Origin of the sequence: Streptomyces sp. CBMA123, assembly GCF_014596465.1 — a bacterium.
Lineage (GTDB): Bacteria > Actinomycetota > Actinomycetes > Streptomycetales > Streptomycetaceae > Kitasatospora.
Genome location: NZ_MECK01000185.1, coordinates 1 through 10,545, shown reverse-complemented (window position 1 = coordinate 10,545; position 10,545 = coordinate 1). Strand labels below are relative to the sequence as shown.

The window sequence follows — 10,545 nt, the reverse complement described above, 5'->3', positions numbered from 1 at the left end:
CGCCGGGGCCCGTCGCCCCGGCCGCCGCCGGCCCCACCGCCGTGCCCTCCCAGCTGCCCTCGCTGGACGTGCGCGGCGCCGCCACCCGGCCGGCCGTGGACCCGCAGGTCGCGCGCGAACTCAAGCGCCAGGTCGCGGCCGAACTGCACCAGCAGATCACCCGGTTGACCGCCGGCTCCGGTGCCGAGCCGGACCGCGCCACCCGCCGCCAGCGCGGCCGGGCGCTGATCGAGGAGGCGGTCGCCCGCTGGTCCGACGCCTACGCCCAGACCCACGGCATCCCGCCCACCCGGGAGCAGGACCGCGCCCTCGCCGAGGCCGTCTTCGACCTGCTGTTCCGGGCCGGCCGGCTCCAGCCCTACCTGGACGACCCGGAGATCGAGAACATCCTGGTCAACGGCTGTGACGACGTCTGGGTCTCCAAGGTGCACCAGCCGCTGCGGCAGGTCCCGCCGGTGGCCGACAGTGACGACGAACTCGTCGAACTGCTCCAGGACTTGGCCCGTCAGCACGGCGGCGGCGAGCGCAGCCTGTCCACCGCCAGCCCGACTCTCGCCCTGCGCCTGGAGGGCGGCATGCGCCTTCAGGCGCTCACCGAGGTGACGCCCCGCCCGTACGTGGCGATCCGGCGCCACCGGGTGGCCTCGGCGACGCTGCCCGAGATGGTCGAACTCGGCACCCTGGACTCCAGCCTGGCCGCCTTCCTGGCCGCCGCGATCCGGGCCCGGAAGAACGTGATGATCACCGGCACCCAGGGCGTCGGCAAGACCAGCCTGCTGCGCGCGATGGCCGCGGAGATCCCGCCGGACGAGCGGATCGGCACCCTGGAGTCGGAGTTCGAGCTCTGGCTGCACACCCTCGGCCACCTGCGCCAGGTCGTCCCGATGGAGGCCCGGGAGGGCAACGGTGAGCGCGTCGAAGGACGCCTGGCCGGGGAGTTGACGATCGGCGACCTGATCCCGGCCGCGCTGCGGATGACACTCTCCCGGATCATCGTCGGCGAGGTCCGCTCCGGCGAGGTCGTCCCGATGCTGCGGGTCATGACCAACGGCGAGGGCGGCTCGATGTGCACCCTGCACGCCCGCGGCCCGCACATGGTGGTCGACCGGATCGCCGAACTCTGCCTGGAGTACGGCTCGCACATGACCGACGCGCTCGCCTACCGGCTCACCGCCAACGCCCTGGACCTCATCGTGCACGTCGCCATGGTCGACGAGACCGCCGTCGGCGGCCGCCGTCACCGCTTCGTCTCCCACGTCCTGGAGGTCACCGGCCTCGGCGAGAGCGGCCGGCCCGCGCTGAACACCGTCTTCGGCCCCCGGCCGGACCTCGGCGAGCCGCGCGCCGTGCCGCACACCCCGCCGCAGTGCCTGGACGACCTGCGCCGGGCAGGCTTCGACGCCTCCCTGCTCGGCTCCCGGTACGGGAGCTGGGCCGCCCCGCTGCAGCTGCGGATCGGCGGTGGCGCGCGGTGATGCTGCTCTTCGCCCTGTGCGGGCTGGCGGTCGCCGGCGGCCTGGTCGCCCTGGTGGCCTGGGCCCGCGGCAGCGAACCCGCCGCCGAGGACGGACCCGCCCGCCGGGACAACCCGCTGGCCGGCCGCGCCCACGTCCTCTGGTACGGCGCCCCCGGCAGCGCCTCGCTGCGGATGGTGCGGCTGCGCCGGATCCAGCTGCCGCTGGCGCTCGTCGGCGGGCCGCTGGCCTGGCTGTTCACCGGCATCCCGCTGACCGCGCTGCTGGTGCCGCTGGCCGTCTTCGGCCTGCCCTGGCTGTTCGACACCACCCGCCCGGACACCCAACGGATCGAGCGGCTGGAGGCGCTCTCCGAGTGGACCCAGCGGATCGCCGACGTGCTGCTGCTCGGCGTCGGCCTCAACCAGGCCATCGTCACCAGCCGCCGCACCGCCCCCGCCGCGCTGGAGGACGAGATCGGCGAACTCGCCGCCCGGCTTCAGGCCCGCTGGCGGCCCGAGGAGGCCCTGCACGCCTTCGCCGACAGCCTCGCCGACGCCACCGCGGACAAGGTGCTCGCGGCCCTGGTGCTCCGCTCCGGGGACAGCGGCCCGGGCCTGGCCCGGACGCTCTCCGACATGGCCGACTCGGTGCGCGAGGAGGTCCGCCAGCGCCGCGTCATCGAGGCCGACCGGGCCAAGCACCGCACCACCATCCGCTGGCTGGTCGGCATCATCGTGCTGGTCGTCACCGTCGGCTCCTTCAACGCCGAGTACACCCGCCCGTACGGGACCGTCCTCGGCCAGCTGGTGCTCGCCGTGGTCGCCGCCCTGTTCGTCGCGATCATCGCCTGGATGCGGGCCCTGGCCTCGCACCCGCCGGTGCCCCGCCTGCTCACCCCGGACCGGCGCAGCAAGGGCGGGCGCAGGCTCGGCTCCACCCCGGCCCACGGGTCCGAGCCGGAGCCGGCCGAGCAGGTCGGGGAGGTCCGGTGATCTCCCCCTGGTCCGTGCTGGCCGGCGCCGTCGCGGCCGGCGGCCTCGCCCTGCTGATCGCCGAACTGCGGCCCGCACCACCGGACCTCGGCCAGGCGCTGGACCGGCTGCACCGCGCCCCGGCGGACCGCGAACAGGACCCGGACGAGCGGCCGCGCTGGTACGACCGGATCGGCGAACGCTCGCTCACCCTGCGCGGGGTGACGATCCCGCGCCGCGAACTCGCCCTGATCGGCCGCACCCCGGCCCGGTTCATGGTGCACAAGCTGCTGTTCGCCGCGCTCGGCCTGGTGCTGCCCGCCTACCTGGGCGCGATGGCCGTACTGATGGACGTCGGCCTGCCGTTCGCCCTGCCGCTGGTCGCCGGGCCGCTGCTGGCCGGGCTGCTCTGGTTCGTCCCGGACGGCGTGGTGCGCGGCGAGGCCAAGGAGGCCCGTACCGAGTACCTGCACGGCATCGCCGCCTACCTGGAACTCGTCGCCCTGGAACGGGCCGCCGACTGCGGCCCCGCCGAGGCGCTGCGCCGGGCCGCCTCGGTCGGGCAGGGCGCGGTGTTCCGGCGGATCCGCGACGCCCTGGAGCGCGCCGCCACCGACCGGCTCCCGCCCTGGGCCGGACTCGACGCGCTGGCCGAGGAGTTGGGCCTCAGCCCGCTCCAGGACGTGGCCGACATCATGCGGCTGTCCGGCACCGACGGCGCCGCCGTGTACGACACCCTGCGGGCCCGCTCCAAGGGCCTGCGCGGCGAACTGCTCGCCGAAGACCTCGCCCGCGCCAACGCCGACAGCGAGCGGATGGTCGCACCCGGCGCGGCGCTGACCCTGCTGATGACCGTCCTGATCGTCTTCCCGGCGCTCCACCAAATGCTCAACTGACGTGCACCACCGAGCAGCTGACACCACACCACACCACCTGGAGACCCCGATGACCCCACGACTCGTCCGGCTGGCAGGCCGGGTGCTGCGGCCCGTCCTGCTGCCGGTGCAGTTCGCGCTGCTGCTGTTCACCCTGCGGCTGGGCCGGCTGCGCGCCGCCCGGGCCCGCGGCGACCGCGGCGCCATCAGCATCGAACTCGCCCTCGCCATCATCGCGTTGGTGTTCGTCGCGGGCGCCGTCGCGACCGCGCTGTACCTGCTGAAGGACAAGGTGGTCACCAAGGTCGAGCAGGACCCGAACCTGCCCGGCGGAGCCGCGGGCGGCGCCACCAAGTGACCGCCCTGCTTCGCCTGCTACGCCGCCGCGGCGACCGGGGGTCGATGACCATCAGCCTGGCCATCGTCTTCCCGGTCGTCCTGCTGCTCCTGCTCCTCGTCGTCCAGGCCGCGCTGATCTGGTACGACCGGCAGGTCGCGCTCACCGCCGCCCGCGAGGGCGTGGACGCCGGCCGGGCGCAGGGCGACACGACGGAGCAGGCGAAGAACGAGGCCGCCAAGCGGCAGGCCCGGGACTTCCTGGACCGGCAGGGCGTCCGGACGTACCAGGTGGGGACGGACGGCAGCACCGCCGAGACGATCAAGGTCACGGTGGAGCTGACGCCCCCGCTGCTGATACCCGGGCTCACCGGGCCCAGCATCCGCCAGTTCGCGGAGGCGCCGCGCGAGCGCTTCATCGCGCCGGCGGTGACGCCGTGAGGCGGGCCGACGCCGAGGCTGAGGCCGCGGGCCAGGGCCGGGGATGGGGCTGGGGACGGGCCCGCGGCACCGCGCGGGCGCGGTGGCTGCGGTGGCCGCGCCGGTCGGACCGGGGCGGGATCGCGATCGAGGCGGCGATCGTCGTTCCGGGCGTGGTCGGCCTGGTGCTGGTGGCGATCGCCGCCGGACGGGTGCAGACCGCGGCCGGCACCGTGGAGGCCGCGGCCCGCGCCGGGGCCCGGACCGGCTCGCTTCAGCGCAGCGTCGCCGGAGTGGACAAGCCGGCCGCGGACTCCGCCCTCGCGACGCTGGACCAGCAGGGCGTGGCCTGCCGCACCTCGCGGGTCCAGGTCGACACCGGCACGATGGACCTGCCGGGCGGCCAGGTGGCGACCGTGACGGTCACCGTGTTCTGCGACGTCGAACTCGCCGACCTGCTCGGCGGACCGTCCGGACTGCCCGTGACCACCCACCTCAAGGGGACGTTCACCTCCGTGATGGACCGCTACCGCGGCACATGACGGCGGTAGCCGGCGGTGCGCGCGCCGCAACGGGCGCGGCAGGGGGATTGGGGACGGCCCGCGCGGGGGAGACGCAAGCGGAGAGCGCTCGGGGGATGACGCAACGACACCGAGGGGCGCCCGGTGGGGAGCCGGTGGGGAGACATCGTGCGGATCGGGGGGAGGGGATGCGAGTGCTGAGCCGGCTACGGGCCCGCGGCCCCCGCTCGGCCGGGCGCCGGTCCGACCGGGGCGCGGTCGCCCTCTTCGTGGCGATCTGCGCGGCCTACCTGGTGCTCGTCATCGCGCTGGTGATCGACGCGGGCGGCCGACTGCGGGTCGCCGAACGCACCGACGCCTACGCCCAGGAGGCCGCGCGGGTCGGCGGACAGCAACTCGACCAGGCGGCCGTGCTGCAGGGGAAGGGCTTCAAGGTCCAGCAGGACTACGTCCGGCGGGCCGCCGAGATCTACCTCGAACGGTACGGGTTGCAGGTCGACCACATCACGTTCTCCGATGACGGCAAGGTCGTCACCGTCACCGTGCAGGCCGACTACCGGCCGGTCCTGCTGGGCGCCCTCGGGGAGCGGAAGGTAACGGGCAGGGGCAGTGCGACCCTCGTCCACGGAGTCGAGAAAGCGGAGACCGACTGATGGCCGCGCCACGTGCCAAGGACAAGGCCCGTACCGCCCAGGCCCGTACCGGTGGGCCCGGAACCGGCCCGGGCGGAACCGGGAAGGACGGGATGCGAACCGTGAGGGGGCACGCCCGGAGCGGGCGCCGGGCCGGACGCGGCCGCGGCGGCGCGCTGATCACCGCGCTCGCCGCGCTGGTCACCCTGCTCGCGCTGCTGTTCGGCGTCCCCGCCCTGCTGCTGTACGGCACCCAGGCGGTCGCCTCGATGGGCGAGGTCGCGTCCGGCGGGGTGGGCGAGGCGCTCACCAGTCCGGACGACGGGCGGCTGTTCCTCTGGCTGCTGGTGGTGGTCGGCTGGCTGGCCTGGGCGTGCTTCGCGCTCTCCGTCCTGCTGGAGATTCCGGCCCAGCTGCGCGGCCGGATCGCCCGCCGGATCCCGGCCTTCGGCTGGAGCCAGCGGCTCGCGGCCGGACTGGTCGGCTCGGTGCTCGCGCTGCTGCCGGTGGCCGGCTCGGCCTTCGCGGCGGTGCCCGAACTGACCCACAGCCCCGCCGCCCAGGCGCAGTTGACCCCGGGCGTGCAGCGGGCCGCGCTGCCCGCCGCCCAGCCCGCACCCGCCCTCGCGCCGGCTGCGGACCAGCACCCCACCTACACCGTGCGGGACAGCCGGCCGGCGGACAGCCTGTGGTCCATCGCGGAACGCCAACTGGGCTCCGGAGAACGCTGGGTGGAGATCGCCAAGCTCAACGAGGGCCGGGCGATGGGCGATTCCGGCATCCGCTTCGACGCCGAGCGGCCGATCCAGCCCGGCTGGGAACTGCTGATGCCGGCCGACGCCAAGCCGGACGGGGCCCAGGCGCCCGCGCAGGCCCCGGCGCCCGCCCCCGCCCCCGCACAGACCCCGGCTCCGGCGCAGGTGCCGCAGGCCGGGACGGAGCCGGCGGCGGGCGGGCCGAAGACGGTGACCGTCCAGGCCGGGGACAGCCTGTCGGCCATCGCCCAGCGGGAGTTGGGGGACGCCGAGGCCTGGCCGAAGCTGTTCGACGCGAACAAGGGCGCGCAGGCGCCGGACGGGGAGCGGCTGACCGATCCGGACGTGCTGGAGCCGGGGATGGTGCTCACCGTGCCCGGAGCGGCCGCACCGGCCACACCGGTCGAGCAGCCGCCCGCGTCGACGCCCGTGCCCGCCCCTTCGGCCACGCCCGCTCCTTCGACCACGCCCGCTCCTTCGACCACGCCTTCGACCACGCCCGAGCAGACCCCGGCCACTCAGGCCCCGGCGCCTTCGCCCTCGCAGGCCGCGCCGTCCCAGGCTGCCCCGGCGCCCGCCCACACCCCGGCCCACACCCCCGCGCCCGCCCCCGCCGCGCACGCCGCCCCGGCGCCCAGCGACGACTACAGCGTCGCCCTCGCCGCCTCGACCGTGGGCGTCCTGCTCGCCGCCGTCATGGTCGGCACCGTCGCCTACAAGCGCGGCACCCAGCTGCGCGGCCGCCGCCCCGGACACCGGATCGCGATGCCCGACGCCGAGGCCGCCGCCTTCGAGAACGAGCTGATGGTCCGCCAGGACCAGGCCGGCCTGGAACTGCTGGACCGCGCCCTGCGCACCCTGGCCCGCAACACCCTGCGCGGCGGCAAGCGGCTGCCCGCGATCGTCGCGGCCCGGATCACCACCGACCACACCATCGAACTGCACCTGTCCGGCCCGGCCACCCCGATCGCTCCGTTCCGCGCCGCGCACGCCGCCAACGTCTGGTGGTGCAGCGAGGAGTCCGGCGACCTGCTGAGCCCCGCCCAGGCCCGCAAGACCGCCGCGCCCTACCCCGCGCTGGTCACCCTCGGCACCTCGCCGGACGGCTCGGTGGTCCTCGCCGACCTGGAGGCCGTCCGGCTGCTCCACCTGTCCGGGCACCCCGACGACGCCCGCGCCGTGCTGCGCACCCTCGCCATCGAACTCGCCCACAGCCCGCTGGCCGACCGGCTCCACCTGCACCTGGTGGACCTCGCCGAGGAGGTGCCGATCAGCGGACCGGCCGCCGAGCGGGTCCACCGCCACCCCACCCTGGAAGCCGCGCTCGCCGCCCTCGGCCCGCGCACCGCCAAGGCCCGCGCCACCCTGGTCGCGGCCGAGGCCGCCAGCCCGCGCGAGGCCCGCAGCCGGGGCCAGGCGGACGAGTCCTGGGTGCCCGAGATCATCCTCTGCGCCCAGCAGCCCGGCGGGGACACCCCCGCCGAACTCGGCCGCCTGCTGGACGCCCGCCCGCGCACCTGCGTCGCCGTCGTCACCCGCGCCCCCGAGCGCGGCACCGGACCGGTGGCCCGCTGGACCATGCCGACCACCGGCCAGGCCGCCGTCCCCGGCCTGCACCTGACCGTCGAGCTCCAGCGGCTGGACGACCACCAGTACGACCAGGTCGCCGAGCTGCTCCGGGCCGCCGACGACGCCACCCAGCACCCGGCGCCCGCCTGGACGCTGGACGGTCCCGCCCTCGACCCGGACCCGGACGAGGACACCGACACCACCGAACTGCCGCTCGCCGTACCGGTGCTGGCCGCCGTCGGCGCCCCGGGCGGGACGGCCGAGGAGGACACCGAGCCGGCCGCCGGGCCCCGGTTGCTGACCCGGGTCATCGGGACCGGCGCCAGCCCGTTCGCGGGCACCGACCCGGTGACGCCCGCGCCCGCGCCCGTTCCTGTGTCCGTGCCCGTTCCGGTGCCGGCCGGGTCGGCGCGGTTCGCCGTCAACGGGCAGGGGCGGCAGGCGGCCACCGGGACGGAGCAGCCCGCCGACGAGGCCACCCGCGACCTGCGGCTGCCGGGTGCCCCCGCCGAGTCGCCGGAGCCGGAGACGGAGGCGGAGGCGGAGGTGAACCCTGAGGCGGAGGCGCAAGAGGCGGTCGGGGACGCCGACGCGGCACCGGCGGAGGCATCGGTGGTGGTGCTCCCCGTCCAGCCCGTCCAGCCCGTGCAGCCCGTGGCCCCGCAGACGTCCGCGGCGCCTGCGGTACCGGCAGTACCGGCAGTGCCCGCGGCGCCGGGCGAGCCCGCGCCGACGCACCAGAGCGCGCCCGCGCCCACCGGCGTCGATCCGCGCGTCCCGGGCCGCCCGGAACCCGCCCCCGGCCCGTACGGCCCGACCGGCCCGACCGGCCCGGCCGGTGACGATCAGGAGGCGACGGTCGAACCCGGCCCGGCCGCCACCGCGCCGGTCGCCCGGACCACCCCCGGGCGCAGCGACAGCGACGACCTGCTCGCCATCCTCCGCTCCCCGGAGGCCCACACCCCGCGCACCGCCCCCCGGATCCGGCTGCTCGGCCCGGTCGACGTGGCCGGCACCCCGGGCGCCGTCGAACCCGGCGCGCTGCCCCGGCTCACCGAACTCGCCGTCTACCTCGCCCTGCGGCCCGGTGCCGACCACCACGCGCTCGACCACGACCTCCACCCGGGCGCCGCCCACCTCGACCCGCACCCCACCGCGTCCGACGCGGGGAGCCCGCTCCCGGCCAAACTCGCCGACCTGGCGGCCTGGTTCGGCACCACGCCCGACGGCCGCGCCTACCTGCCCACCGACACCGTCGAGGGCTACTCCTTCGCCCCGACCGTCACCTGCGACTGGGACGAGTTCCGCGGCCTCTACCGGCGCGGCATGCGCAGTACCAGCGCCACCGCGGACGCCGCCCTCGCCCACGCCCTGGCCCTGGTCCGCGGCGCCCCGTTCGCCGAGGCCCCGCCCGCCTCCTACGGCTGGGCCGAGGCCGAGCGCCAGGACATGATCGCCGCGATCGTCGACACCGCCCACGAACTGGCCGCCCGCCGCCTCCAGTACGGCGACCACCGCAGCGCCGAGGCGGCCGTCTTCCGTGGCCTCGCCGTCGCCCCGGACGTCGAACTCCTGCACCGGGACCTCTTCTACGCCTACGCCTCGGCCGGCGCGCGGGACCAGCTGCTGCGCGCCGTCAACCGCCTCGATGCGCTGAGCCGCCGCACCGGCCGGGACCTGGACGCCGACACCGTCGCCCTGCTGCGCGACCTGCTCGCCGGGTCCTGAAACGCCCCGTCGCCCGCCCGGTCACCCCTGATCCGTCCGATCCGGCAGGGGTGACCGGGCGGGCGTCACTGCTCCCAGGAGAAGGGGCGGCAGACGCAGGCGCCGTCGCGCGCGGGTGCGGAGGCGGTGTGGACGTCCTGCACGGATGCCGTCGCCAGCCTGGCCACGGCCACCATGACCCGCCCGGGGTCGGCAGGGGTCCGCGCGACCACCTCGGCGCCGCCCTGCTCCTCCTCCGTCGCCCGGACGAGCACGCTGAACTCGTACGCCCCGTCCTCGATGCCGTATCCGTCCGCCCACAGTTCGAGCACGGCCCCGTCCCGCAGGGTCAGGTGCCAGCGGGTCGGTGGCCCAGCCTCGTACTCCATGGCGGGGGAGTGTAGTCAGGTGCCGCGCAGCCAGGCGTCGAGGGTGGTGAAGTCGGCTTCGGTGAGGCCGACTCGGGGGTCCACGCGGTGGAGCAGCGCGGGAGCGGGGGAGTGGGCCTCGACCCAGCGGCGATCGGCCCCGGTGATCTCGTCGTCCACCCAGGCGAACGGGCGGCCAGCGGCCCAGGCGACCAAGGTACGGGTCTTCCAGTGCAGTTGGGCGTTCGTTCGGTGGCCGCCGTCCGCATCGTCCGTTCCATCCGTTCCGTCCGCGCCGTCCGCGTCGTCCGTCTCCGGCCAGTCCACGTACGGCAGTCGGGGCAGGCCCAGCCGGGGCGAGAGGCAGTCGTCGGCATCCGCCAACCACGTGGTGGCCCAGACCAGTTGGCAGGGCAGGGCCAGCAATCGCCGCCCCAGGCCCGGGTCGACCCGGGCCACCAGCGGATTGCCCTCCGGCCCCGTGCCCGGGCCCGGGTAGCTGGGGTAACCGCCCGGGGGCGGGGCGCCGAAGGGGATCAGAGGTCCGTCGACGTCGAGGAACAGCAGGGGCCGGCCGGAAGCGGTCATGACGGCACGATAGCCACCGGCGCCGACGGCGTGGGCGCGCCGATCGGCCACCCGGCCTGGCTCGGGCGTGCCGGGATCTCGTAGGGTGGCGCGCACGGGACGTGGTGGCAGGCACCACGAGAGCAAGGGCATCAGACGCCGCGGCAGCGGCGGGGCGGGGCGGTGACCAGAAGATGGCGGAGACGACAGCTGTTTCCGGAGGTCCCGAGCCGACAGCGGATTCGGGCCCCTGGGACGCCGTACCGCCGCCCGTCCACCGGACCGCCGAGGAGCACCCGCCCGGGCCGGCCGCGCTGTACGAGCCGCCGCCGACGCCCCCGGCCGCACCCCCGGCGCCGCCGACCGT

At 76.1% G+C, this 10,545-nt stretch carries 10 protein-coding genes; 8 read left to right on the top strand and 2 right to left on the bottom strand.

The features are described from left to right. The 8 genes from BG452_RS21115 to BG452_RS47185 form a co-directional block, all read left to right on the top strand. Nucleotides 1–1,475 (top strand): CpaF family protein (locus tag BG452_RS21115; RefSeq protein WP_223242519.1); only part of this gene is annotated, 1,475 nt, incomplete at its 5' end. Further along, complete coding sequence (locus BG452_RS21110; protein ID WP_188305904.1) at nt 1,475–2,449, top strand: type II secretion system F family protein; 975 nt, start codon at nt 1,475–1,477, stop codon at nt 2,447–2,449. The genes BG452_RS21115 and BG452_RS21110, both read left to right, overlap by 1 nt. After that, a complete protein-coding gene (locus tag BG452_RS21105) occupies nt 2,446–3,324 on the top strand; it encodes a hypothetical protein (RefSeq protein WP_188305903.1) in 879 nt (292 codons plus the stop codon). Before BG452_RS21110 ends, BG452_RS21105 begins: the two co-directional genes overlap by 4 nt. A gap of 49 nt (nt 3,325–3,373) precedes the next feature. Then, nucleotides 3,374–3,661 (top strand): hypothetical protein, encoded by a 288-nt coding sequence (locus BG452_RS21100; RefSeq protein WP_188305902.1) that lies wholly within the window; start codon nt 3,374–3,376, stop codon nt 3,659–3,661. Between the two features lie 44 nt (nt 3,662–3,705). Next, the gene (locus BG452_RS21095) at nt 3,706–4,080 is read left to right on the top strand and encodes a TadE/TadG family type IV pilus assembly protein (RefSeq protein WP_188305901.1); all 375 of its coding nucleotides are present in this window, start codon (nt 3,706–3,708) and stop codon (nt 4,078–4,080) included. After that, the gene (locus tag BG452_RS21090; RefSeq protein ID WP_188305900.1) at nt 4,077–4,601 is read left to right on the top strand and encodes a TadE/TadG family type IV pilus assembly protein; all 525 of its coding nucleotides are present in this window, start codon (nt 4,077–4,079) and stop codon (nt 4,599–4,601) included. The genes BG452_RS21095 and BG452_RS21090 overlap by 4 nt, the downstream gene beginning before the upstream one ends. Before the next feature lie 167 nt (nt 4,602–4,768). Next, nucleotides 4,769–5,233, top strand: a complete 465-nt coding sequence (locus BG452_RS21085; protein ID WP_188305899.1) for a TadE/TadG family type IV pilus assembly protein — start codon at nt 4,769–4,771, stop codon at nt 5,231–5,233. Nucleotides 5,234–5,325: 92 nt separating this feature from the next. Then, nucleotides 5,326–9,264 (top strand): LysM peptidoglycan-binding domain-containing protein, encoded by a 3,939-nt coding sequence (locus BG452_RS47185; protein WP_188305898.1) that lies wholly within the window; start codon nt 5,326–5,328, stop codon nt 9,262–9,264. Between the two features lie 65 nt (nt 9,265–9,329). Here the strand turns inward: BG452_RS47185 and BG452_RS21075 are convergent, their stop codons facing one another. Together BG452_RS21075 and BG452_RS21070 are read right to left on the bottom strand one after the other, a co-directional pair. Beyond that, nucleotides 9,330–9,632 carry a hypothetical protein gene (locus tag BG452_RS21075; RefSeq protein ID WP_188305897.1) on the bottom strand — a complete coding sequence of 101 codons (303 nt, stop codon included), beginning with the start codon at nt 9,630–9,632 and terminating at the stop codon, nt 9,330–9,332. A gap of 15 nt (nt 9,633–9,647) precedes the next feature. Continuing rightward, complete coding sequence (locus BG452_RS21070) at nt 9,648–10,199, bottom strand: HAD domain-containing protein (protein WP_188305896.1); 552 nt, start codon at nt 10,197–10,199, stop codon at nt 9,648–9,650. Between the last annotated feature and the right edge of the window lie 346 nt (nt 10,200–10,545).

Coding starts and splice junctions, on each gene's coding strand:
- BG452_RS21075 (WP_188305897.1), bottom strand. CDS start 9,632: ATGGAGTACGAGGCTGGGCCACCGACCCGCTGGCACCTGACCCTGCGG.
- BG452_RS21085 (WP_188305899.1), top strand. CDS start 4,769: ATGCGAGTGCTGAGCCGGCTACGGGCCCGCGGCCCCCGCTCGGCCGGG.
- BG452_RS21110 (WP_188305904.1), top strand. CDS start 1,475: ATGCTGCTCTTCGCCCTGTGCGGGCTGGCGGTCGCCGGCGGCCTGGTC.
- BG452_RS47185 (WP_188305898.1), top strand. CDS start 5,326: ATGCGAACCGTGAGGGGGCACGCCCGGAGCGGGCGCCGGGCCGGACGC.
- BG452_RS21095 (WP_188305901.1), top strand. CDS start 3,706: ATGACCATCAGCCTGGCCATCGTCTTCCCGGTCGTCCTGCTGCTCCTG.
- BG452_RS21100 (WP_188305902.1), top strand. CDS start 3,374: ATGACCCCACGACTCGTCCGGCTGGCAGGCCGGGTGCTGCGGCCCGTC.
- BG452_RS21070 (WP_188305896.1), bottom strand. CDS start 10,199: ATGACCGCTTCCGGCCGGCCCCTGCTGTTCCTCGACGTCGACGGACCT.